General features: G+C 43.8%; 20 protein-coding genes. 3 read left to right on the top strand and 17 right to left on the bottom strand.

From position 1 onward, the window contains the following. The 17 genes from FN815_RS15045 to thrS all read right to left on the bottom strand — a co-directional run bounded on the left by FN815_RS15045 (window position 1) and on the right by thrS (window position 19,015). The gene (locus FN815_RS15045) at window positions 1-819 is read right to left on the bottom strand and encodes a glycoside hydrolase family 16 protein (RefSeq protein ID WP_142455479.1); all 819 of its coding nucleotides are present in this window, start codon (window positions 817-819) and stop codon (window positions 1-3) included. 423 nt (window positions 820-1,242) lie between these two features. Next, complete coding sequence (locus FN815_RS15040) at window positions 1,243-1,929, bottom strand: tetratricopeptide repeat protein (RefSeq protein ID WP_142455478.1); 687 nt, start codon at window positions 1,927-1,929, stop codon at window positions 1,243-1,245. A gap of 239 nt (window positions 1,930-2,168) precedes the next feature. After that, on the bottom strand, window positions 2,169-3,164 hold the full coding sequence (locus FN815_RS15035) for a LacI family DNA-binding transcriptional regulator (protein WP_142455477.1): 996 nt from the start codon (window positions 3,162-3,164) through the stop codon (window positions 2,169-2,171). A 599-nt stretch (window positions 3,165-3,763) separates the two neighbouring features. After that, a complete protein-coding gene (locus FN815_RS15030) occupies window positions 3,764-5,317 on the bottom strand; it encodes a RagB/SusD family nutrient uptake outer membrane protein (protein ID WP_142455476.1) in 1,554 nt (517 codons plus the stop codon). 73 nt (window positions 5,318-5,390) lie between these two features. Continuing rightward, complete coding sequence (locus tag FN815_RS15025; RefSeq protein ID WP_142455475.1) at window positions 5,391-8,456, bottom strand: SusC/RagA family TonB-linked outer membrane protein; 3,066 nt, start codon at window positions 8,454-8,456, stop codon at window positions 5,391-5,393. 764 nt (window positions 8,457-9,220) lie between these two features. After that, window positions 9,221-9,910, bottom strand: coding sequence for an ABC transporter ATP-binding protein (locus tag FN815_RS15020; RefSeq protein WP_142455474.1), 690 nt, complete (start codon window positions 9,908-9,910; stop codon window positions 9,221-9,223). A gap of 78 nt (window positions 9,911-9,988) precedes the next feature. Beyond that, on the bottom strand, window positions 9,989-10,801 hold the full coding sequence (locus FN815_RS15015; protein ID WP_142455473.1) for a TIGR00282 family metallophosphoesterase: 813 nt from the start codon (window positions 10,799-10,801) through the stop codon (window positions 9,989-9,991). A 36-nt stretch (window positions 10,802-10,837) separates the two neighbouring features. Then, window positions 10,838-11,134, bottom strand: a complete 297-nt coding sequence (locus tag FN815_RS15010) for a cell division protein ZapA (RefSeq protein ID WP_142455472.1) — start codon at window positions 11,132-11,134, stop codon at window positions 10,838-10,840. Continuing rightward, on the bottom strand, window positions 11,131-11,385 hold the full coding sequence (locus tag FN815_RS15005) for a hypothetical protein (protein WP_142455471.1): 255 nt from the start codon (window positions 11,383-11,385) through the stop codon (window positions 11,131-11,133). The genes FN815_RS15010 and FN815_RS15005 overlap by 4 nt, the downstream gene beginning before the upstream one ends. Window positions 11,386-11,396: 11 nt before the next feature. Beyond that, window positions 11,397-13,805, bottom strand: a complete 2,409-nt coding sequence (pheT, locus tag FN815_RS15000) for a phenylalanine--tRNA ligase subunit beta (RefSeq protein WP_142455470.1) — start codon at window positions 13,803-13,805, stop codon at window positions 11,397-11,399. Further along, window positions 13,802-14,152 carry a HepT-like ribonuclease domain-containing protein gene (locus FN815_RS14995; protein ID WP_142455469.1) on the bottom strand — a complete coding sequence of 117 codons (351 nt, stop codon included), beginning with the start codon at window positions 14,150-14,152 and terminating at the stop codon, window positions 13,802-13,804. Before FN815_RS14995 ends, pheT begins: the two co-directional genes overlap by 4 nt. Next, window positions 14,133-14,453, bottom strand: a complete 321-nt coding sequence (locus FN815_RS14990; protein ID WP_221930332.1) for a nucleotidyltransferase family protein — start codon at window positions 14,451-14,453, stop codon at window positions 14,133-14,135. The genes FN815_RS14995 and FN815_RS14990 overlap by 20 nt, the downstream gene beginning before the upstream one ends. Window positions 14,454-14,540: 87 nt before the next feature. Further along, the gene (gene pheS / locus FN815_RS14985; protein ID WP_142455468.1) at window positions 14,541-15,548 is read right to left on the bottom strand and encodes a phenylalanine--tRNA ligase subunit alpha; all 1,008 of its coding nucleotides are present in this window, start codon (window positions 15,546-15,548) and stop codon (window positions 14,541-14,543) included. 314 nt (window positions 15,549-15,862) lie between these two features. After that, window positions 15,863-16,210, bottom strand: a complete 348-nt coding sequence (rplT, locus tag FN815_RS14980) for a 50S ribosomal protein L20 (protein ID WP_142455467.1) — start codon at window positions 16,208-16,210, stop codon at window positions 15,863-15,865. A gap of 19 nt (window positions 16,211-16,229) precedes the next feature. Further along, window positions 16,230-16,430, bottom strand: coding sequence for a 50S ribosomal protein L35 (rpmI, locus tag FN815_RS14975; protein WP_142455466.1), 201 nt, complete (start codon window positions 16,428-16,430; stop codon window positions 16,230-16,232). Between the two features lie 74 nt (window positions 16,431-16,504). Then, on the bottom strand, window positions 16,505-17,047 hold the full coding sequence (gene infC, locus FN815_RS14970) for a translation initiation factor IF-3 (RefSeq protein ID WP_142455465.1): 543 nt from the start codon (window positions 17,045-17,047) through the stop codon (window positions 16,505-16,507). Between the two features lie 18 nt (window positions 17,048-17,065). After that, complete coding sequence (thrS, locus tag FN815_RS14965; protein WP_142455464.1) at window positions 17,066-19,015, bottom strand: threonine--tRNA ligase; 1,950 nt, start codon at window positions 19,013-19,015, stop codon at window positions 17,066-17,068. A gap of 161 nt (window positions 19,016-19,176) precedes the next feature. On the opposite strand from thrS, the gene FN815_RS14960 reads away from it, so the two are divergent. The 3 genes from FN815_RS14960 to FN815_RS14950 form a co-directional block, all read left to right on the top strand. Beyond that, complete coding sequence (locus FN815_RS14960; RefSeq protein ID WP_142455463.1) at window positions 19,177-21,282, top strand: PAS domain S-box protein; 2,106 nt, start codon at window positions 19,177-19,179, stop codon at window positions 21,280-21,282. Window positions 21,283-21,457: 175 nt separating this feature from the next. Next, entirely contained in the window at window positions 21,458-22,276 is an 819-nt protein-coding gene (locus FN815_RS14955; protein WP_142455462.1) for a sulfotransferase family protein, read from the top strand. A gap of 27 nt (window positions 22,277-22,303) precedes the next feature. Continuing rightward, the coding region (locus FN815_RS14950) for a DUF4347 domain-containing protein (RefSeq protein WP_142455461.1) at window positions 22,304-25,617 on the top strand (3,314 nt) is incomplete at its 3' end.

Genomic DNA, 25,617 nt, shown 5'->3' with positions numbered 1-25,617 from the left:
CTAATTACCCGCTTTTTGATACACACGGACATAATCTACTTTCATTTGCTGAGGAAGGCGGGTGGTTTCATCTGGATTCCCAGGCCAGTTACCGCCTACGGCTACATTTAGAATTAGATAAAAGGGTTTATCAAAAGGCCAGTTATAGGGTTTAATATCTGAACTACTCATGGTATGATATTGGTCACCGTCCAAGAACCATTTCAGGGTATCCGGCTTCCATTCAACAGCATAGGTGTGAAATGCGTTGGAAAAATTCTCACCCCCTTCCAGGGTTATAGCTTTGGTAAAGTGACCGCGATCCTCAAAAGAATTACCAAAATGTGCCGTTCCATACACGGTATCCGGCTGATGCCCCAATAATTCCATTAAATCAATTTCACCGCTTCGGGGCCAATTGCCGTATGCCGACTCTGTGGGCATCATCCAAATAGCCGGCCATATTCCCTGTGTTTCCGGAACCTTGGCACGCACTTCAACCTTCCCATATTTCCATGCTGCTTTGTTTTGAGTTACTAATTTAGCGGAAGTGTATTCCATATCGCTATAATTTTCCTTGCGGGCTTCAATAACCAGATTTCCATCGGTTACCGAAACATTATTATTTCCCTCGCGATAATACTGAAGTTCGTTATTTCCCCATCCAATAAGGCCTATTTCTGCTCCTGTACCGGTGTTAAAATCCCATTTAGAGGTATCTAGCTCTGTAGAGTTAAATTCATCACTCCATACCAACTCATAGTTTTCAGTAGTATCGGTTGTAGCGGTACATGCGGCCAACAGGGGCACGCCGATCAAAAGGATATAGATTAGTTTCATGGCGGTTGTTTAGTTTGTGCAAAAATAGGAAAATATTTTGCGTAATATTGCGAATAATTATCAAAAGAGCTAAATAATAATGAGATTAGCAGCTTTTAAAGCTGGAATGAGTCAGTCTGGTTGAAAAAAATGGTAGAAGAAGGGGTACCCTGAATAATTGAATAGAATACTGGTGCTGTTAGCACAATTAGTTGGGTTTTAGCAGTTGAGTAAATTTAAAGCGGTATTTATCTAACTATTGTTTCATCTTAAATGAACATATCCCGGGGATTGCTTTAAAAAAACTCCACAATGAAGGTAATAATGAATTACAAGAAAGGACTTTCCTAAATTTGCATAACCATTGGTATACATACATAAAAAAAGCCCCTGAAATAAGGAGCTTTTTTATAAAATCTATAAAAGGGGAGAGCTAAAAGCTGATCAGTTATTAGCTGCAATCATTCCTCTCAGCTTCTGCGCTTCCACCAGCTGATTGCTGTTGGGATATTCTTCAATGATGCGAGAGGTCAGCTCTTCGGCACGATCATAGTTATCCGCTTCATAATAAGCTTGTGCGGCCTTGTAAAGATTGAGGGGAGTGGTCATATCGTTTTGATCCCACTGTGCGGCCTCGATGTATTTTTCAGCGGCTGCATCGTAATTTTCGTTTTCCAACAGCAGATTAGCATGGAAGCTAAGCGGACCTACGCCGAGAATACCTTCAGGTACATCGAATTCTTGAATGAATTCTAGAGCATTTCCGATATCTCCCAGTTCGTAACTGGAGACGGATGCATAATAATTGGCCATATTGCCGGCATTGGTTCCGGAATATTCATCGGCTATTTGTTCGAAGCCATACGTGAGCTCGAAATCATCTCCGTACAGGGCGGCTTCGTATTCGCCACGCATGTAGTATGATTCTGCGATAGAGAGCAAGCTTTGGGCCTCATTTTCCTGCTGGGCAGTATAGTAGTTCCAGCCGATGGTTCCGCCAATAACTACAATAAGAGCAATGGCGATGGAGGTTATAGCTGTTCTGTTGGTTTGATAGAAACTAACCGCCCGGTTATAATTCTCGATCAACGGGTCGGATTCTAATTCTTCTTTTGAAAGCCTTTTTGACATGTGTTCCTATTTAAAATAAGTGTGATTTTTCGGGCTGTAAAAATAGGACTGTTTTGGGACTTACCAAAGTGTAAATGTTATTTTAAAAAACAGACAAAATGATTTGTATTTCAAAATCACTTCAACAAGAAAATGATCTCTCCATGTGGCATTTTGAGCTGGTTTCGTTAGTATATTTTGTACAGCCGTAAACAGGTGTGATATAATCCAGGAGAATGAAATACTTGTGTATAATTCTATCAAGTAGTTTCTCTGTCAACAAGAGAGACAGGAATAAGGTTGAGAGTGCCTTTTTGAAGATGATTATTGTCGTAAATGTCCTTTAAAACTTTAAATGTTTCTTTACCAAGTTCAATAAAATTGGTACTTATAGCACTAATAGGAGGATAGCTTTCCCGGCACATGGGAGTATTATCATAAGAGATTATGGCAAGTTCTTCGGGTATTTTTAACCCATCATCTTTTGCGGCTTCAAGAAACCCTTTGGTCATTAGGTCATTGCTGATAAATATAGCTTCCGGTTTTTTTTGCAGTTTTTTGTACTTTTGATATGCATCAATTCCACTTTCAAACATAAAATCACCATCGGCTTCCCAGGTTAATGTTTGCCCCGATTGTTCCAGATGATCTTTAAACCCGTTATAACGAAATCTTGATTCAGCTTTTTCGAAAGGTCCTTTAATAATTCCAAATGATGTATAGTTTTTTGAAATAAAATGTTCTGCTGCCAGGTGCCCGCCGCTGTAACCGTCAAAAGTAATGGTAGGAATTACAGGACTTTGAATCATGGCATTTGAAACCATGGGAAGGTTTTGGTCTATTTTATCCAGAAGATTATTGTAATCTTCGTGATCCATTTCCGGCATAAACAGGCAAAGTCCATCTATTGTTTGTTCGTCAAAATCATTGATAGTTTCTATAAGATCTTCCTCATGATCGAATACATCAATTAAGGAGAGCTTAACGCCGGTTTCTCTTGCAGCTATACTAAATCCATAAAAAAAGGAGGCATAGAATTCACCCTCTCTAAAATCAGTAATCAAAGCTATGTGAAGTCTTCCAGAAGAATAAATGGGAACTTTGGACTTAGAAAAGGGATAATTAACCTCTTCCGCTATTTTAGTTATCTCCTTTTGGACTTTAGTGCTGATATTGCCGCTACCGCTTAGAACTCTTGATACGGTAGAGATAGAATATCCAGACTTCTCTGCAATGTCTTTAAGTGTAACTTTCATGAGCTATGATGATAATTTGGCCTATTTTCTGCAATGTTGATGCCTGTTTTGAGGCATAACAGCTTGCGCCACATTATAATATAGCGACAGATGTAGTTTAGACCTGCCGGTAGATTATTGGTTTAAGTGGGGGCAACGCTTCTTTATGTCAAACAAATAAATTAGGGTGTTCCATTAGCAGGATATAAGGCAAGTACAAAATAATTTCCATTATATCAGTAATGAAAAGCATTTATACATTGATTTTGCTGATTAGTCAAAAACAACGTCCAAATGTATAACTATTGTTGGACAAATTATTTTTTAACAAAGTGCTTAAAATTTTTAAATCAAAGCGCTCTGATTGTAATTTTAAATTTTTTACGAGCTATTTAGAGTATGTAGATGAAGTGAGGGCTATCATCACTTCTGAACATCTCCCTAACATGTCATATCTACATAATATCATTTACTTCAAATTATTCCTAAGTGTTTGCCCAACTTAAATATCAATAAAAAGGTGCCTGCAATAACTGCAGGCACCCATGAGGTAAATGATATTAAGCTAAGAGAGACTACTGCTTTTTACCTCGTCACTGTATTCTAAAGTACATGGGGTATTACCAACGGGGGTTGTTTTCTCCTATGGCGCTGTTTCTTCTCAATTCATCCGACGGTATGGGGAATAATTCGTGCTTTCCTTCAACAAAGCCGCGTGGCCCCAGTACCCTGGGCGCATCTCCCCAGCGTATCAGATCCAAATAACGTACGCCTTCAAAGGCCAGTTCAAGCCTGCGTTCCTCTTTGATATCTTCAAATAATGCAGTTCCGGAGGAAGTGACAGGTTCTAATCCCGCTCTTTCTCGAACTCCCAATAATGCACTGTTGTGTCCATTCAGAAGTCGCAGAGCTTCCGCTTCATTTCCGGTGTGATAATTGGCTTCAGCGGCCATAAGCAATACATCAGCGTATCGAATCAGACGGATATTGGTACCATAATTAAGATCAGGCACCTGTCCATTTTCATCACTGGTTTCATCCCATATTGTTCCATACTTAACACGAATGTATCCCTCATATTGATAAGGGGATCCACTCATGGTATCACCGCGTGCTTCCAGTTCGGCTTCATTAAGCAGACTGCTAACGCGTCTCAGGCTATCTCCTTCGCTGATATATGCCTGATACATGTCATCCGTGGGCCAAAGGAATCCCCAGCCACCTCGCAGGCCGGTTCCATTTCCATCGGTATAATTGTCTACGCGGGGGCCGGTTAATTGCCAGTGAATATTGCTTTCTTGCACACGGGTACCCCATGGGAAGTTCCCCCAATCGTAACCGGCGTCTTTAACGTAGGATATCTCAAAAACTGACTCAGAGCCAAATTCTTGCTCTTCAAGAAATACCGTGCTGAAGTCTTCCACTAGTTCGTATTCGCCTGAACTGATGACATTATCAAATTGTACAGCGGCTTCGCTCCATTCTTCCTGGTACAGATGGGCTTTACCTAAAAGAGCTTGGGCTGCACCTTTGGTAGCGCGGAATGAATCAACAACCGGATATTCGCTTTTTAGCGGTAGTACCGATATTGCTTCTGTGAGATCTTGTTCGATTTGTGCGTAAACATCAGCAACAGAGGCTCTTGGTTGAGAATACTCACTGGGAGCCAGGTCTTTGAGGTTTAACGGAACCCCGCCAAACATGGAAACAAGTTCAAAATAGAACCATGCACGCAAGAACTTGGCCTCAGCAACAATTTGTTCACGCTGTGCCGAAGCACTTGGGTCTACATTGTTGATTACCTGGTTAGCACGATACACTCCGTAATAGAAAGACTGATACGAAGCAGTTATAGGCGCATTTTCAGCAGAAAAGCTGAAGTCATTTATCCGCTGATAAGGAGGCTGGTCGCCGCTGCTTGAACCACCTGCATTTACTTCATCAGAAGGGAGTGTTTTTACCATATAGGGACTGTTCCAGTCTCGGGCGTAGCCCCATTGCAGTACATCATAGGTTGCCATAATGGCTTTCAATGCATCATCATCCGATTGGTAAAATTGCTCAATACCAGCTTTACCAATAGGTTCGGTATCCAAAAATTGGTCCGTGCAAGAGATTGTCATGAACATCGCCAGAACAATCATCATAAAAAGTGACAAGATTTTGTTTTTCATAATGTGAGAAAATTTCGAGTTATACATAGTGACTAAATTTCATCGTTAAATCGCTTCCAGATTTGATTAAAAATTAGAACGATAATGAAACACCGGTCATAACGCTTCTGGAAACGGGGTAAACACCACGGTCTATGCCTAAACTTTGCACATTGCCACTACCGGCTACAGGATCAACCCCGGGGTAGTTGGTGAAAGTGAAGAAGTTATTCAGTGAAACATAAAGCTTCGCTTTTTTGAGACCGATCTCGCTTAATAGACTTACGGGTAATGAATAACCCAATTGAATATTTCTGACGCGTACATATGATCCGTCAAATACCATTAAATCACTGTTATAGGCGTAGGGACTTTCTGTATCAGGAGCAAACCAGGAATTGGTGCTTCCTTCGCCGGTCCAGCGATCTTCATAGAAAAATGCGGGTCTGTTGGAAGTACCTCGGTCAACACGGTTCCAGCCCATCAACACATCGTTACCAAAGGTTCCGGAAAGAAAAACTCCCAGATTAACTCCTTTGTAGTTGAAGTTCAGGTTAGCGCCTAAAACCATATCAGGATGCGGATTTCCAATTTGAACCATGTCTTCCGCATTTATGAGGTTGTCGCCATTACTATTGACTACAATTGGGTCTCCGGGGGAGGGATTATAATCCTCTGAAGAAATACCCTGTTCGCTCAGGTATGCATTAATCTCAGCCTGATTTTGGAAGATGCCATCGGTTGCGTATCCACGGAAGTACCAAATGGGTTTACCTTCTTCAAAATAAGTGGCCGTCCAACCGGTACCCACCTGTGTACCCGATACACGTTCAAGAAGTGGATTAAGGTATGTAACTTCGTTGTTGTTAAAGCTTAGGCTAAGATCAATATTATAGCTGAAGTCTCGCTTGTATTCAGAGAAACTGGCTTCAAATTCGAACCCTTTATTAGTAACATCTCCAGCATTAACAAAAGGGGCATCGTTACCAACCGAAAGGGGAGGAGCCCCGGGGGTCAGCAGGTCTTTCGTGATTTTAACATAGTAATCTGCTGTAAATTGCAGTCGGTCACTAAGCGCTCGCAATTCAACTCCAAAATTGGTTTGTTCACTTGTTTCCCACTTAAGTTCGGGATTAGCCAAGATGTCTGGTTCTGCACCTGTGTAATAACCGCCGGCATTATTGGGGTAACGTAGGCCGTCAGTGGTTATTAATCCACGATATTGATCCGGGGAGAGGTTAGACAAACTACCATTTTGTCCCCAGCTGGCCCGGATTTTCGCGAAGGTAAGTACGTCGGTGGTCCAGAAATCTTCCGAAGAAAGTACCCAACCGGCAGAAACAGACGGAAAATTACCCCAGCGATTTTGCTCAGCAAGCAGTGAGGTGCCGTCACGTCTAAAGGCTATTTCAAGGAGGTATCGATCGTCAAAGTCGTAGTTAATACGGCCCCAATAAGACGATTGCTTTTCAACGGCTAGATTGCCGCTAAGCTGACCTTCAATTTCGGTAGCACCATGCTGGGCAAAACTGTCACCCTCTTTGAACATAGGGCCAGATAATGTGGTAAGATATTTGTGGGTATATTTTTCGCCAGAAAAACCTGCAAGGAAAGACACATTGTGTTTCTCGAAGCTGGTTTGATACTGCGCAAAATTCTCCCATAACCAGGTATACCATTCATCCTGATTGTCGCGTACGTTAGTGGCACTATTTAATCGTTCGCTTGAGTACCAGTAGGTAGGCGTCCAGGTATGATACAATTGCGAAGCATAATCAACACCGATACGTGAGGTGACTTCAAGGTTTTCAATAGGAGTCATCCTGGCGTATACATTACCCAGAAGCTTATCTTGGTTGGTTGAGCCCTTGGTAGTCTGGAACATGGCTCGGGGGTTCACTATTTCCCCAAAAACGTTGGTGGAAACCCCATAATATTCCCCATTACTGTTCTGAACCGGGAAATTTCCATCATCAAGAGCATTTCTGATGATAGAAGGAGGAGAGCCTCCGTAGGTGACGGGCACAGTAGGGTCAAACATTAATGCGTTTGAAATAACGCCATTGAACTCATCATCTTCTGCAATCGTGCTTCGATCAAAACTTGTGTAAGATAAATTGTTTCCAACCTGTAGCCAGTCTTTGATATCATGGGTTGAATTTAGTCTGGCTGAGTAACGTTCGAAATTAGCTTTATCACCACCTGCTATACCATCCTGATTGGTATAAGACCCGGAAAAAAGATATGTGGAAGCTTCATTTCCTCCGCTAAATGAAAGATAATGCTTCTGAAAGGGAGCGGGTTCAAAAGTCTGTTCAATCCAGTCGGTATCAGTACCGGAAACCGAAGGTGAAACATCATTACCTGCCGCTGTCATATATGCAATATATTGATCTGCATTCATTGGCTGGGTGATATCTCCTGCACTTTGCACACCTAATTGCAGTTCGTAACTAACTTCGGTACCTCGTCGATTACCTGATTTGGTAGTAATCAGTACAACTCCATTGGCACCCTCTGCACCATAAATAGCGGAAGAGGCCGCATCTTTTAGTACTTCTATAGATTCAACATCATTAGGTGATAAGTGGTTTATATCCCCGGTTTTCATTCCGTCTACAATGTACAACGGTTGTGAACTTTGGTTTGAGCCGGTGCCGCGGATACGAACTTGCATGCCTGCACCTGGTGAACCAGAGGTAGGCAGTACAGTAACTCCTGCAGTACGGCCTTCCAACACTTCCTCAGCCCGGGTAACGGGAAGTCCTGTTATAGACTCAGAATCTACAGTTGATATTGAGCCGGTAACCAAGCTTTTCTTCTGTGTACCGTATCCAACAACAACCAGCTCTTCACTCCCTTCAAGAGTTTCCAAAACCAATTGTACATCAATATTGGATCTGCCATCTACAGAAACTTGCGTGGTTTCATACCCTATATAGGAAAAAACCAAAACGGATGTATCCGCTGGAACCGTGATCTCGTAGTTGCCATCTCTGTCCGATGTGGTACCCGTCATAGTTCCTTCTAGTACTATATTTACTCCCGGTAATGGTGCTCCGTCAGTAGCATCACTTACAGTCCCTGTTACCGTTAGGTCCTGCCCATAGGTAAATATCCAGGTTAATAATAACGTTAATGTTAGTATAGTTTTTTTCATAACATATACAGTTTGATTGGTATTATAGTTAGTTGGTTAGTGTTGTTTTGCAATTAAAAGGATTTGAAATACCTACATATCAGCTTGATGTGTAATTAAAACACCAAAGCATTTTGGTATTAAATGGCAATGCAGAGAGGGGTATATACCTTGCCTTCGTTAGTGATCCAGTTTGTCCCGTTATGTAGCGGGTTTGGGCCTTATTCCGCATTCATGTGCCCCCCGATTAATTAGGTTTTTAATTGTGTGAATCTTGTTGGATTCTATGCTGCCGAATTCATTTAGAGTTAGGCAATTCAAAAACCACACATAAAAATCGACTCCATCAATCTTAAATATGTGGATTTGCAGCTTTGATAGTTACACTATCGCTTCCATTGTTTCCGAAAATCTAAATTAGAGAATCCCTGTTAGACCATTCCAAAATGTATACCTGTCAAAACTCTTTTGGAAAATGGTAACCAATAATGCTAATGCAAATTATTTGCACATATTATGCAATTAATTGCTTTTAAATGCAAATTTTGCAGGTAATAATTTCCACCTCTATTTCTATGATAATGCATTTAAAGTGTTTTTATGACACTTTTAGAGCGGTTTGAGAGTGGGAAAATTTGCACAGTACTCTGGATAAGGGGGGTAACTGTAAGGTGTAAGAATAGCTGTTGCCTGAATCATGCAAAAGTACTACACCTCTAAGGTGAAAATTCAGGCTATTAATCTATATTCGTAAGTGAATATTTTGCAATATTTTTCGAAAAAAATTACGAGGTAAGTACACCGTTTTTAAGTTCCAGTACATGATCGGAGCGATATGCAATATCCTTTTCATGCGTAATCAGCAAAACGGAAATGCCTTCGGTATCGCGCAATTCAAATAAAAGATCCAGAATGATGTTGGTATTGGTATCATCCAGATTGCCGGTGGGTTCATCAGCCAGGATTACCCGTGGATTATTCATGAGAGCTCTTGCCATAGATACCCGCTGCTGTTCGCCGCCGGATAGTTGTGCGGGACGATGATCCTGACGGTCTTCAACGCCAAAACGGGCCAGGAGGGTGTGGGCCCGGTCATAAGCCTGTTTGGCATCTTTACCGGCAATAAGAGCGGGCATGGCTACATTCTCCAAAGCAGTAAATTCTGGTAGCAGGTGATGAAACTGGAAGACGAAGCCAATGTAGGAATTTCTGAGCTGAGCGAGGTCATCGGGTTTGTATTGGGTGATGTCCCGCTCGTCCCATAAAATCTGTCCTTTATCAGCATGATCCAATCCTCCCAAAATGTGCAACAAAGTACTTTTACCGCTGCCGCTGGAGCCAATGACCGAAGTGATTTTGGCTTCCGGCAACGTAAAATTCATTCCCTTTAAAACTTCCAGCCTGGGCTTGTCGGAACTTCCCTCAAAACTTTTGTAGAGGTCTTTGGCTTCAATAACGGTTTTTGCTTCGCTCATTTATTAATAGCTGTCGGTATATAATAAAAAATGAAAGTACGAAATAAATAGAATTAGCAATCAGTGATGTGTACTTACCTATTTGCTGTTTTCTAACCCAGGGTATGAAACGGGTTCAATGTGCACGCATTTGCCGGTTTCAGGATCTACTTTGGCAAAAGCCCCATTTAGATGGTTATCGCCTTTAGCAGCCTGGTATTTTTGGTGTACACCGGTTTGAAAACGTTTGAGAGCCACTTTCTTATCCATCCCAATGCAGGAGTTGAAGGAGCCCGTCATACCGGCATCGGTGAGATAGCCTGTGCCTTGGGGCAAGATGCGGGCGTCGTTGGTTTGTACGTGCGTATGAGTTCCAACTATTACCGAAGCTTTCCCATCTACATGCCAGCCCATGGATACTTTTTCGGCAGTAGCTTCGGCGTGGAAGTCAATAAAAATGAGGTTCGTTTCTTCGCGGATCTTTTCCAGTGCCCATTCGGCGGTGCTAAACGGATCATCAATGGCTCGCATAAAAGTACGTCCCTGCAGGTTTAACACACCTACTTTGTATTCTTCTTTTCCGGGAACAGGGAAGATGCTAAAGCCGAGTCCTGCATTACCTTTGGGATAATTCAACGGGCGCAAAATGTGATCATGCTCCCGCATATAATCAAATACTTTCCATTTGTCGAAAGAATGATCGCCACCGGTGACTACATGTACACCCAGATCCAGCAGGTTTTTAATGATATGGCGGTTGGTGCCAAAGCCTTCATGGGAATTTTCGGCGTTGGCGATTACAAAATCGGCGTTATACTTTTTAATAAGACTGGGAAGAAAGGTGTTAGCCATTTCGATGCCGGGATCGCCGACAATATCTCCCACAAAAAAAATGCTGATGGATTCAGCCAAAATAAACTCCTCTGAATGATGATGCTATTGGGATTGCTATGATTCTCTGATATCGGAAAGTAAACGCTCCAAACTCTTGTTCACCCGTTCCATGAGTACTTCTTCACTGCTTTCCATCTCACTGTTGGCTTTACGGGCTTCGAAAAGTTCTTCAGCAATGCTGAGGGCAGCCAGCACCATTACCGTAGATTCGGGCTGTTTGGCCAATTGCTGCCGGTATGTTTTAAACCGATCGTCTACAAAATTGCAAATTCGAACCATAGCCTCTTCTTCGTGATCTTCCACTTTGAGAGGGTATTGACGGCCAAGGATGGTAACTTTTATCGATTTCATGAATGGCTGCCTAAATGATGATCGATTTTTGAAATCAAGTCCTGAATATGCTGTCGCAGGGCAAGGCGTTCCGACTCGGTGATGGCCGAAAATATATCGGTCTGTTTTTCATGCTCTTCTTCCAGTTTGGCCTTGAGCTTTGCGTTGTCACGTTTCAGTTCTTTAATCTCCTGCTTGAGGGTTTCCACCTCAGAACCCACTTCATCCAGCAGATGTCGGAACCGGTCTGTTTCTTGAGTGAGTTTATTCATGAGCGCAGAAGCTATGATCTAAGTTTTGCTGAGAACTCGTTTTCGAGGTATTTAACAATTCTCTGAATAATAGGTTCTACTTCTTTGATATTCAAGGTTTTGTTGGGATCAATGAAGTTTAACCTGAAGGCCAGACTCTTGTTCCCTTTGCCGAGAGATTCGCCTTCGAAAACATCAAAAATATCAATGTGTTCCAGCTGAGATCCTGCCTTCTCACGGATGGCTTTCATCAGCTCTCCGGCCGTCACTGTTTGGGGAATCACCACGGCAAAGTCGAATTCAAAAGAGGGAAACTTGGGAACGGCCTTGAAGGTGTTTTCTGGAATCACACTCAGGGCTTCGGCAATCTGACTCACCGAAAGTTCTGCCACAAATGCATCCTGTTCAAAGTCGTAGGCTTGTTTTAAGTCCTCGGAAGGAGTAAACAGACGGCCAATTTTCTTATCACCCCAAAAGTATTCAAGTACATTATCTTCGGTAGTTTTGGAGGATACATGCTCCAGAAGATTCAGTTTTTTTAGGAATGCGTGAAGCAGCGCCTTCAAGTCAAAAGCAGAGTAAGACTCGGCTTCGTGCGACCAATGATCCCCTTGTTTCAGTCCGGCTACGCCTAACAGTACATGCACTTCTTCACCGATGCCGGGGTAGTAGGTGCCTTCTTCGGATTTGTTGAATACGTGTCCAAGCTCAAAAAAGCGAACTCCTTCTGTGCGTCGGTTAAAGTTATAAGAGGCTGCTTTCATAAATCCATGCAACAGGGAAGGTCGCAGCGTGCTGTTGTCTTTATTCAGAGGATTCAGGGCGTCAATCATGTCATCAAGATCACCGTACAGGGCCGCATCTTTCTCCGCAATCAAAGAGTTCGAATAGATTTCACGCAAACCCAACTGCAGGGCGGTTTCCCGGATTTTTTGATTCAGTTTTTCCCAATCGTTAATCGGCTCTGATGAAACAAAAATACCATGTCCCGGAGAAGGAATTTTATTGTAATCGAACAAGCGACCTACTTCCTCAATGAGATCTACTTCACGCTCCAGGTCGGGACGGAAAGTGGGTATTTCGTAGGTGATGGTATCGTCGTCTTTAGCAACTTCAACCAGTTCCAGTCCATCCAGGATGTTGCTGATGGTTTGTGTGTCAAAATCGGTTCCCAGCAAACGGTTTACATAACTTTTGCGAAGCGTAAGCTCGTGGGTTTCAGTTTTAGTAGGATGTACATCGATGGTTTCTTTGGCAACTTCTCCACCCGCTACTTCGGCGATTAACTGGGCTGCACGTTCAGCAGCAATAGCTTGCACATTGGGATCTATACCGCGCTCAAAACGATAGGAAGCATCGGTTTGCAAGGTTTGTTCTTTAGCTGTTTTTCGGATAGAACCAGGATCGAAATACGCACTTTCAATGAGGATATCGGTGGTGTCATCACTTACCTCAGAATCCACGCCGCCCATCACACCGGCAATAGCCACAGGGCCTTCGCCATCGCAAATAAACAAGGTGCCTGGCGAACATTTGCGCTTCACATGATCCAGCGTCTCAAATTCAATCTCTTTGTCGTAATCTTTCACTACAATTTCTTTGCCACGGATGGTAGTGTAATCAAAAGCATGCAGGGGCTGACCTAATTCAAACATTACGTAATTGGTCACATCCACTACATTGTTGACGGGACGTACACCGATGGCTTCCAGCTTATTTCTCAGCCAACTGGGGGATTCTTTGATCTCTACGCCTTTCACCATCTTACCAACATAGCGATGACATTTTTCAGCATTTTCAATTTTTATGGTGATGTCATCGGATTCCTGTACGGCAGTACCTTCAGAAACCTCTGGCTTTTTCAGCTCCAGGTTTAGAGCTGCAGCCAAATCACGGGCTACTCCAAGGTGGCAGGTAGCATCCGGGCGGTTTGGGGTGATGGCAATGTCGATGATGGTATCCTGGTAAAGGTCGAACACTTCTGAAATGGGAACGCCTACTTCCAGGTCTCCATCAAGCACCATAATTCCGGAGTGATCATGTCCGAGTCCAAGCTCATCCTCCGCACAAATCATCCCTTCAGAAACTTCCCCGCGCAATTTTGCTTTTTTGATCTTAAGATAGTTTCCATCATCAAGCTTTACAGGGAGGGTAGAGCCCACGGTGGCTACAGGCACTTTTTGTCCGGCCGCTACATTTTTAGCGCCACAAACAATCTGTGTTTTGGAATCACCGAGGTTAACATCACAAACCTGAAGCCGGTCAGCATTGGGGTGTTCGCGCACTTCCAGCACTTCACCCACAATCACGCCATCCAGCGTACTGCCATGTTCTTCAATCTCTTCAACCTCAAGGCCGATGAGCGTTAGTTTTTCTGCGGTTTCTTCCGGCGAAAGCGGAAGGTCAATAAATTCATTAAGCCAGTTGTAGGATACTTTCATTTATGTTTCTGAAGATCTTCAATTAGAAAATTTATTTGTTGTTGGAGCTTCGGAATGTCTTTTTGGATAACATCCCAAACAATAGCATAGTCGATGTCAAAATATCCATGAATGAGCCGATCTCTTATTCTTGCTGCTCCTTTTAGATTGATATCAGGATACTCTCTCAAAAGTTCTTTGGGTAAATTTTTAACAGCTTCACCAATGATTTCAAGAGAACGAATGTAGGCTCTTTTCCGGACTTCATCCTTTACAAAGTTATTGTAATTAAGTCCTGAAGTTTCATTCAATAAAAACTCAATTTCACTAAGAATATGTCGTAAGAAATCAATCGTTAAATTCGACATAGACAATATGTTCATCAATATAAGGCTTGAGCCAGGAGGATATGGATTTATCGGTCAATACATCTACCTCACACCCAAAAAGGGATTCAAGATATTCTGCCGTATGAAATAGATTATCATAGTTTTTTTGTCCTTCATCAAAGAGTACAAGAAAATCCATGTCGCTTTCCTCAGTCTGCTCATTCTTGGCATACGAACCAAACAGCCCCAATTTAGACACACCAAACTCCTTAATCTGCTCCCGGTTTTCTTCCAGAAGCTTCAGGATTTCATCTTTAGTATGCAGGGTTTTGACAGCCATTTAAAGAAGATAAAGCAATCTGAGATCAATTAAACTGTTCATTAGGTAAAGCAGTTTCTCGTTCCACACGCACTGCGTTGGAACGCTTTAGTTAAACTGTTCCAGAAAGCGCACGTCATTCTCGTAAAAGGTGCGGATGTCATCAATTCCATGTCGGAGAATGGCGATGCGCTCTACGCCCATGCCCCAGGCAAAGCCGGTGTATTTCTCAGGATCTACGCCAGAGTGCTTAAATACATTGGGATCCACCATACCGGAGCCAAGAATTTCCAGCCATTTGCCGTCTTTCTCTGATCCCCACCAAACGTCCATTTCCAGACTGGGTTCGGTAAATGGGAAGAAACCGGGACGGAGACGGTATTTCACATCCGTGCCAAACATGAGCTTGGCAAAAGTTACCAGCGTTTCTTTGAGATCGGCTACGCTTACGTTTTCGTCCACATATAAGGCTTCTACCTGGTGGAAAAGGAAGTACGATTTGGGAGATACCGCCTCGTTACGGTACACGCGTCCCGGCATGATAGCCCGGATGGGTGGTTCCGTATTTTCCATCAAGCGGATCTGGACCGGGGAGGTGTGGGTACGCAGTACTAAATCCTGTACGTCGGGATCCTCATTTTTTCGGATAAAGAACGTATCCTGTTCATCCCGTGCCGGGTGATTAGGAGGGAAGTTGAGAGCCGTAAAATTGTGAAAGTCATCTTCAATTTCCGGTCCGTCGGCAATCGTGAAACCCAGCCGGTAGAAAATAGATTTCATTTCCTCCAGAGTCTGCGTAAGCGGATGTAAAGAGCCAAGAGGGTAGGATGGAGGTGTAAGACTGAGATCATCCTTAGCACTCAGGTCCTTGCTTTGATCCTGAGCCAAAGATTGCTGAGCATCCTCAAACTTTGATTCAGCCAGCATCTTCACCTGGTTCATGGCTTTTCCAACCTGGGCACGATCTTCTTTAGGTACTTTGCCCATGTTCTTAAACATAGACTGCACTTTACCATTACGGGAAAGAAACTCCAGCCGGAAGGCTTCCAGTTGGTCTTCGTTGTTTACTTCAAATTCCTGAACTTCTTGTTCTAAAACTTTTATGTCATCAAGCATGTGATGCTTTTTGTGTTGATTGGTGTATAAGGGAATAAGTTAATAAGGAAATAAGTGATTTGGGTACAGCGTTCTCCGTCACTTGAATATTTTCACTCCAACGCGGAGCGTGTGGAGCGAGGAGAATAGGATATATGTGTACTGGTTCCTACGCTCTGCGTTGGAACCAAAAATAACTGGGGAATAAGTAATTATGTATCAAACCCATATCTACCTATTTCCTTATCAACTAAAAACTAATAAGTCCCTAAAATAAAAAAACCGGTAAACCTTATGAAAAAGATCTACCGGTTTCTTATATAAAAACAATGCTGTTAAGCAGTGGCTTCCTTTACAATAGCAGCAAACGTATCTGCATCTCGTACGGCCAGATCGGCAAGAACCTTACGGTTGATCTCCATATTGTTCTGCTTCATCCCGTGGATGAGCTTCGAATAGGTAGTATCGTTTAATCTTGCTGCCGCATTGATGCGGGTGATCCATAGACGACGGAAATTACGCTTACGATTCTTTCGGTCGCGGTATTGGTACAATAGACCTTTCTCAACCGCATTTTTAGAAATCGTGTAAACGTTTTTACGCTTGCCCCAGTAACCTTTCGCTTGATTTATAATCTTCTTGCGACGGCGACGGGAAGCCACAAGGTTTGTTGAACGTGGCATTTTGTCGTGTTTTTAGAATTTAAAATTTATAAGGGATCTGCTTTTTGATAGACTTCTCATCGGCTTTATCCACCAATGTGTCTTTTCCAAGCTGTCTCTTAGTTTTACTACTTTTCTTAGTCAAGATGTGACGCTTATAAGCCTTTTTACGCTTAATTTTACCGGAACCGGTAACCTTAAACCGCTTTTTAGCACCACTATTACTTTTCATTTTTGGCATGGAAATACACCACTTTTGTGAAAATTTAAAGACTTATAAAGTAAGGAGAATTGTGGCGGTAAGCAACGAGGGAATTAACTTTTCGATGGAGCCAGCATCATGATCATGCGGCGCCCCTCCATAGTGGGCTTAGACTCAATTTTGCCGACATCTTCGAGTTCTTTTGCCAGTTGCAGCAACAGCAATTCACCCTTTTCAGTGTAAAGCATATCCCGGCCCCGAAACTGCACGGTAGCTTTTACTTTATCGCCACCTTCCAGGAAATCGCGGGCATGGCGGGTTTTGAACTCAAGGTCATGATCATCGGTATTAGGACGGAAACGCAATTCTTTCACCGAAATGGTGTGCTGCTTTTTCTTGGCTTCCTTTTCCTTTTTCTTTTTTTCATACATGAATTTACCAAAGTCAATCACCTTGCAAACCGGTGGTTTGGCTTTAGGTGCTACTTCTACTAAATCCAGTTGATATGATTCTGCAATCTGCAGGGCACGATCTACCGTAGTGACTTCATGTCCCTCATCCGGTTTAATGACTCGTACCTGGTCAGCTCTGATTTCTTCATTAATGCGAGGACGATCATCGTTTTGTGGTCGTCTTCGGTGGTTTCTTCTTGCGATAGTAACCTCGTTGTTTAGTTAATCTTGATTCTTAGGTAAAGCTTTTGTCTTAATTTCTTCGTGGACATCGGAAATAAACTCAGAAAATTTGAAAGTTCCAATATCTCCGTGCTTATGTCTTCTGACGGATACAGTGCCGTCTTCTACTTCATTACTACCTACTATTAACATAATTGGAATCTTGCTCGTTTCAGCATCACGGATTTTTCCGCCAATCTGTTCGCTTCGTCCGTCAACCGACACCCGAACATCGATATTCTCGAAAGATTCCTTCAGTTCATTCGCATAAGGTATCTGATCATCTGATATCGGCAAAATGCGAACTTGTTCCGGAGCTAGCCACAGTGGGAAGTCTCCTGCAAAGTGTTCAATCAGGATACTCATGAATCGCTCCATGGAACCAAAGGGTGCCCGGTGAATGATCACAGGACGGTGTTTTTCGTTATCTGAACCCACATAAGTGAGATCAAATCGTTCCGGCATAACGTAATCAACTTGCACGGTTCCAAGCTGCCATTTACGTCCAATGGCATCCCGGATAATAAAGTCAATTTTGGGTCCATAGAAGCTGGCTTCGCCTGGAGCCACGGTATAATCCAGCTCCATCTCGTCGGCTACTTCCCGAATTTCTTGTTGGGCACGATCCCAATATTCCGTGTTTCCACCGTACTTTTTCTCATTCTCATCCCGGTAAGAAAGGCGGATGTCAACCGGCATCCCAAAGGTGTTAAATACCAGTTGGGTAAGCTCAATTACGTTCTTGATTTCTTGTTTTAATTGATCGTGTGTACAATAAATGTGCGCGTCATCCTGGGTAAATCCCCGTACGCGGGAAAGTCCGCTGAGCTCCCCGGATTGTTCATATCGGTATACCGTGCCAAATTCAGCAAGGCGCAAAGGCAGGTCACGGTAACTGCGCAAATCGTTCGAATAAATCCGGTGATGATGCGGGCAGTTCATGGGCTTGAGCATGTATTCTTCCTCATCCACTTCCATGGGATTGAACTGGGAATCCTTATAATAAGGATAGTGCCCGGAGGTTTTGTACAGTTCAATATTGGCGATGTGCGGAGTGATCACTTCCTGGTAGCCGCGGTTTTTCTGTTCATCGCGCAGAAAAGCCTCCAGCGTGCGACGCATCAGCGTGCCGTTGGGCAGCCACAGGGGCAGGCCACTGCCTACCATTTTGTCAATCATATAAATGCCAAGCTCTTTGCCCAGCTTACGGTGATCTCGTTTTTTGGCTTCTTCAATGCGCTCAAGGTGCTCATTCAGCATCTTTTGCTTGGGAAAGCTGATGCCGTAAATACGGGTCAGCTGTTTGCCTTCCGAGTCGCCCCGCCAGTAGGCACCTGCCAGGCTGGTGAGTTTCACGGCTTTCACATCGCCGGTGTTGGGGATGTGAGGGCCGCGGCATAAATCGGTAAAATCTCCCTGGGTGTAAAAGGTGATGTTGCCATCTTCCAAATCCTTAATCAGGTCAACTTTGTATTCGTTGCCTTTATCCTCGTAGTGGGAGAGGGCTTCTTCTTTAGATACATTTCTGCGCTCGAATTCAGATTTCTGACGTGCTTTTTCGATGAATTTCTTCTCGATCTTCGGCAGGTCTTCCTGTGTTACCTGCTCGTCACCAAAGTCGATATCATAATAAAAGCCATTTTCAATGGGCGGACCAATGCCGAATTTTGCCTCGGGATAAAGCTCTTGAATAGCTTCTGCTAAAAGGTGAGCGGAAGAGTGCCAGAAAGTATATTTACCCTCTTCGCTGTCCCAGGTGTTAATTGCAATTTCGGCGTCTTCAGTGATGGGTCGATCCAGGTCACGAATATCTCCGTTTACCGTAATACTAAGGGCCGCACGGGCCAGGCCGGCTGCGATAGATTGGGCAACTTCAAGTCCTGTTACCCCTGATGAATATTCACGTTCAGATCCGTCGGGTAGTGTAAGCGTAATTTGTTGGTCTGCCATTCAATAATTGTTCTCAAAATTTGTTTGCTGCGTAAGATAAAAAAAATAGTATGTACACACAGCCTTATTCCTGCGATAATTTCAAAGCAATTAGCATTGGATTTAGATGTTCATAAACGTAATATTCTTGCGGCAATGAAATAATCATCTACAGTTGTTACATGAAGTTTAAATCCGAAGAGAGTTTCTTCGATGCACAGGCTATGTTTGTATGTGCACAGTCTGATCTTGCTATACTTGACGTTAATACCGCCGCCGAAAAAGTTTTTGGTCATCCTAAAACCCATTATGTCGGGAAAAAACTATCAGAATTAGGGAACCGGATTTCTGCGGACGATTCACTGATTACAAACGGATATGCATCGCGGCTCTCTGATGAAACTATATGGTGTTTTCGGAATAACCGGGATGAAGAGATTTATTTTCAGCTTTCCAGCCAGCTGATACATCACAAAGGAAAGCCTGCCAAACTGGTTGTGGCTCATCAACTAATGAATGGTAATAACGGGAAAGCCTATCCCGAAGAATTGCTTTCCAGCAAGCTGGCGCTTAATAATTTTCCGCTGGCTGAAATTGAATGGGACACGAATTTAAATGTATTGGAATGGTCAAAGAAGGCAGAAGAGATATTTGGCTACTCGGCTGAACAAGCGAAATCAGAGGAGAGGTTGCTTGAAAAGTTTATCCATCCCGAAGACCTTGCTGTGGTAAGGGACAGTATTAGGAATACGATTGCCAACGGAGAGCAGGATAGTTCTCATATAAACCGGGTTATTACCGGTAATGGGGAAGTGATTTATTGTGAGTGGTATAATTCAATTTTATATGATCAGGGTGGGGAAGTGACGGGAATATACTCCTATGCTCATGATGTAACTGATCGTGAGCTAGCCTTTGAAAACGCTAAGCGAAGCACCAAAAGCTATGAGGATTTATTTAATTCTATTGGTGATGCCATTTACTTAGTGGATCAAGAGGGAATGATAGTTGAAGCCAATGAGGGGCTCGAAAAAACTTTTGGCTATACCCGAAGCGAGGTGGTAGGAAAGCACACCCGCATCTTAGCCGACCCCGATAAATACAATGAAAATCGTATTTATGAGATCATTGAAAAAGCAAACAATGGACAAAATGGCAAATATGAAGGCTGGGGGCGTAGAAAAAACGGTCAGGTTTTTCCAACCGACCTTATTGTAAGCAGCGGTAACTACTTTGGAAAAGATGTACTGATCGTTATTGAGCGGGATGTTTCGGAGCAACGTGAATCTCAGGAAGCCTTGAAAAAGAGGGAAGGCCTGTTCTCAAAGTTATTTAACTCTTTACCCATTGGTATTGCCTTGTTAGATGAACAGCATAAAGTAGAGATGGTAAATGATGGCTTTGAGCATCTTTTTGGCTATAGCGAGCAAGAGCTTAAAGGTAAAGAACTGGATAAAGTGATTGTTCCGGATCAGAAACATAAAGATGCCAAAAAACTAAATGAGTCGGATCGGATCAGGCAGGTTACGGAAAAGAGAATTCGCAAGGATGGTAAGATCCTGGATATGATTATTTATGCCATTCCCGTAGTTGTGGGAAAGGAAGTTGTGGGAATCTATGGTATTTACGTGGATATCACGGCCCGCAAAAAGGCAGAAGATCAGGTACGGCAATCGCTGCATGAAAAAGAAGTGCTTTTGGCGGAGATCCATCACCGTGTGAAAAATAACCTGGCTGTCATCACCGGCTTGTTAGAGCTGCAGGCATTTTCTGTACAAAACAAAGAAGCCAAGAGCGTATTGAAAGACAGCCAGATGCGGGTGCATTCTATCGCCATGGTCCATGAAAAATTATACCAAACAGAGGATTTATCCCAGGTAAGGGTAGACAAGTATTTTGAGGAACTGGCAGCAACTATCCATAAAAATATTAAAAAACCCGAAGCGGACGTGAAAGTGAATCTTGCTATAGACCCTGTTAAAATGCCAATCACAAAGGCTATACCATGCGGACTTTTGCTTAACGAAATTTTAACCAATAGCTATAAACACGCCTTTAAAGGTCGGGAAAAAGGCGAAATTGAGGTTTCGCTAACGAGCAGTAATAACGAGCTTTATTTCAAACTACGAGACGATGGTATTGGCCTACCAGATCAATCCGAAAATGGGGTGCATAGCTCTTTGGGGATGACGGTCATCAAAACGCTGGCCAAGCAACTAAATGCAGAGTGCAAACGGTATTCTGAAAATGGGACTATTTTTGAATTTGAGTTTGAAAAGAGAGGCTAAAGGTAGAGAATTAAGTTTCTGAGGTGGTTGCCGATAATAACGTATGAGGCTTAGGCTAATAAGGTATTGGTTGGTTTTAACATTAAAAAATACTAATGTTCTGACGTGTCTGCTTATCAAATAGGTAGGGGTAGCAGACTAAGAAATTCAGGTTTCATCAAAATTAATAAGATATATGCAGTTTCACTTTATCTCGGGACTCCCACGCTCAGGATCCACGTTACTTTCAGGAATTCTAAATCAAAACCAGGATTTTCATGCGGGGATGAGCAGCCCGGTGGGTTCGCTTATAAATGGTATGCTTGAACAGATTGGGGCGGGCAGCGAATTTTATACTTTTTTTGATGAAGTAAAACGTAAGCGGGTCTGCACTTCAATTTTTGACTCTTACTACGCGGATGTAGATGAACGCATTATTTTTGATACCAACCGTATGTGGACTGCCCGGCTGCACCAGCTTACCGAATTATACGATGACTTTAAGGTAATCTGCTGTGTACGTAACCCGGCTTGGGTGATGGACAGTTTTGAAAAGATCTATCGCAAAAACCCTTTTGACTACAGCAAAATTTACGGAGCGGGTAACCGAGCTACGGTCTATTCGCGTTGCGAAAGTATGATTAACGGTGGTACTGTGGGGGCATCTTGGACGGCCCTTAAGGAGGCCTTTTACGGAGAATATTCCGACCGTTTACTACTGGTAGATTATGACCTGCTTGCGCAACACCCCGAAAACACGATAAAGCTGATCTACCAATTTATAGGGGAAGAATACTATGATCACGATTTCGACAATGTGGAATATTCGCAGGATGAGTTTGATGCTAACTTGGGAGCCAAAGGCCTTCACACGGTAAAAAGAAAAGTAGAATTCACTCCACGCAGAACCATTCTGCCCCCCGACCTTTTTCAAAAATACAGTGAAATGGCATTCTGGGAAGATACCTCAGGGTCGGCCGCACATGTCATTGCTCCAAAAAAAGAAAAAAATTAATTCACTACTACCTCAACGGAATACGCTATGCAATCACGTACCAATTTTTTAAAGAAAGCAGGATTAACAGCAGCTCATTTGGCTATTTCCGCTACCGCACTTTCCGGTGGTGGACATTCCTATTATCGTGCTCAGCGTGGACATTATAGTCCCGGAAGCGCCATCACGGCTAATCTTAACCTCAAGCCGCTGGCATCTACATCCATCAGCAAAAATGATGCAGATTTGCAATCAGTGATTAAAAATAGAAGCTCGGATCTGGAACTGAATAAAGGCCAAAAGGTACGGGAACTTGTTATTGTGGACGGAGCTGTAGAAGACAAGCACATGATCTTCAAGCAAGCCAGATCCGGAGTGGATATTTTGGAAGTGCCACAAGGTAAAGATGGTATGGTAGAGCTGATGAAAATTCTGTCTGGCTATACTAATCTGGATGCAGTGCATCTGGTTTCACATGCCGAAGCTGGAGCGATTTATCTGGGCGGACAGCGTATTGACCAAAAAGAATTACAGGAAGATGTTGCCGGATTTGCTGCTATAAATAAAGCCATTCGCGTGGGTGGTGACTTAATGATTTACGGCTGTGATGTAGCACAGGGTGACGAAGGGAATGACTTTCTCGAAATCATCAAAAACAACACCCATGCCGATGTAGCAGCTTCCATCGATAAAACCGGGAACGAAGCCTTTGGCGGTAACTGGGAATTGGAAATTCAGAAAGGAGATATCGAAGCTGCTCCATTGCCTGAATCTATTGCAATGAAGGATTTTACGGGAACGTTGCAGTTTAACGGAACTATTGATTTTACCCAAGTTAAAACAACGGGAAGCTATGCAGGAGGAAGCAGTGCAATTAACGCTGAATTTTATGAGAGTGCTTCAAAGAATTATACGCTCGTTGTAGATGGTGAAAGCTTTAGTACCGGAGCTTATAATGGTGCTTTCTTTCAGCACGTGTATTCTTCTTCGGGAGAAACCGCAGTAACGCTATCCTTTTCAGGTGGAGAGGCTTTTGATGGAACTAACCTGTATATGTATAACAGCGGAGGTTCTCAAATCACTTTTGATATTCTCAGTAGTGCAGGTACGGTCGCCAGCTCTCAGACTCTTAATTCTTTTGCCGGAAAAACACTATCCCTGAGTACATACTCCAATGTTACCGGAATTACATCCCTGACTATTGATGCATCGGCTACCATGTTTATCAAACTGGACAATTTTCAGGTAGCCAATCTTGGAGCACCTGTTAACGACAATCCCACCATTTCCATTGATAATACCAAGCTTGCCTTTACCGAAGGCGATGCAGCCGCTCAGATTGATCCGGCAGGCACGGTTAATGATCCCAACGGAGATGCTGAATGGAACGGCGGGACCCTTCAAGCCCAAATCACCGCCAACAATGAAGCGGGTGACGAAATCAGTATTTCCGATACCGACGGGGATGGGACGGCCATCACCGTCAGCGGTACGAATATCTTTGCGAATGCCACCGATATCGGAGACTTAAGTGTTTCAGGCGGGGTGGTTACCAACGGAACCGCCCTTACCATTACCTTCGATGCAGATGCTACCAATGCCATTGTGCAGGAGGTATTACAGTCATTACGTTATCGCAATACCTCTGATAACCCAGGCACTTCAAACCGGACGGTAACTCTCACGGCTACCGATAAAAACGCAGGCTCTAACAATGACACGCGCACCATCAGTGTTGCAACGACTAACGATGCTCCTGTGCTGGATAATGCCCAATCACCGACCCTGACAGCTATTTCTGAAGATGCCGGTGACGATGACGGTTCCGGGGCCGATGGAGATGATGACGCCATCAATAATTCTAACAATCCCGGGACTTCCGTTGCTTCTATGGTGGTAGATGGTTCCATCACCGATCCCGATGGCAGTGCAGTGGAAGCCATCGCGGTAACCAATGTGGATAACACCAATGGAGTTTGGCAATACTCCGCCGATAATGGAAGCAGTTGGTCCAACTTCTCGGGTACCACCGGCAGTGCGGTTGATATTTCCAGTGCGGCACGCCTGTTAGACGGTACATTGAGTGGCGGATCTACTCAAAAAATCCGTTTTGTTCCGGATGCCAATTATAGCGGTTCTGCAACCATCACTTTCCGCGCCTGGGATAAAACCTCAGGCAGCGCAGGAGCTACCGCAGATGCAACCACAAATGGAGGAACAACCGCCTTCTCTACTGCTACGGATAATGCTTCTATCACCATAAACCCGGTGAATGATGATCCAACAGTCTCTGGGATACCTACCGATATCACCGTAACAGAAGACACGGAAAGCAATGTGGATCTGTCAGGTATGACTTTCAGCGATCTTGAGGGCAATAGTTTAACCGTTACCCTGACTGCATCGGCTGGAACCTTTAGTACCCCGGTTGATGGCTCGGGAGTAGGTGGCGGAGTAACCGAAACCTTGGTCAATGCTACTACGGTCACCTTGGCCGGTGCTGCCGCAGATATTAACACATACCTGAATACGGCTACCAATCTTAAATATACTGGAGCCTCCAATGCGTCCGGCAACGATGCGGCTACCATCACCGTGGAAGCCAACGATGGAAATGGCTCGGGGGATGTCAGCTTGGGTACGGTCAATATTGATATTACAGGAACAAACGATCCCCCTGGTGTTTCCGGACTGCCAACCGATATTACCGTAACAGAAGACACAGAAAGTAACGTTAATCTGTCATCGGCCACATTCAACGATATAGACGGTGATAATATTACGGTTACCTTAACCGCTTCGGCCGGTACTTTCAGTACTCCCGTTGATGGTGCTGGAGTAACAGAAACCCTGGTGAATGCCACCACGGTTACGCTTGCCGGTGCTGCCGGAGACATTAATACCTACCTGGATACGGCCACCAATCTTAAATATACCGGGGCTAACAATGTGTCAGGTAACGATGTGGCTACCTTAACGGTTGAAGCCAATGACGGGGCTGGTTCCGGAGATGTAAATTTGGGTACCGTAAATATTGACATTACTGCTTCCAACGATACACCTGTATTAACAGGCCTTGATGCCACTCCATCCTTCACCGAAGGTGGTAGTGCGGTGACCCTTGACGGGGATGTCACGATCTCCGACGAAGAGCTGGACGCACTGAACGGGGCTAGTGGCAACTACGCCGGGGCCTCCCTGACCATTGCAAGAAACGGCGGGGCCAATGGGTTTGACCGCCTGTCGGTGGCAAGTGGCGGCAACCTGACGGTAGCCGGCGGTCCGAACGGCGGGGGCACGGTAACGGCCGGTGGCAACGTGATCGGGACGATTGCCAACACGGGCAACGGGCAGCTGCAGCT

It is taken from the genome of Gracilimonas mengyeensis, assembly GCF_900182705.1.
Classification (GTDB): Bacteria; Bacteroidota; Rhodothermia; order Balneolales; family Balneolaceae; genus Gracilimonas; species Gracilimonas mengyeensis.
Note: the sequence above shows the minus strand (reverse complement) of the source record. Positions and strands in the feature narration are given on the sequence as shown.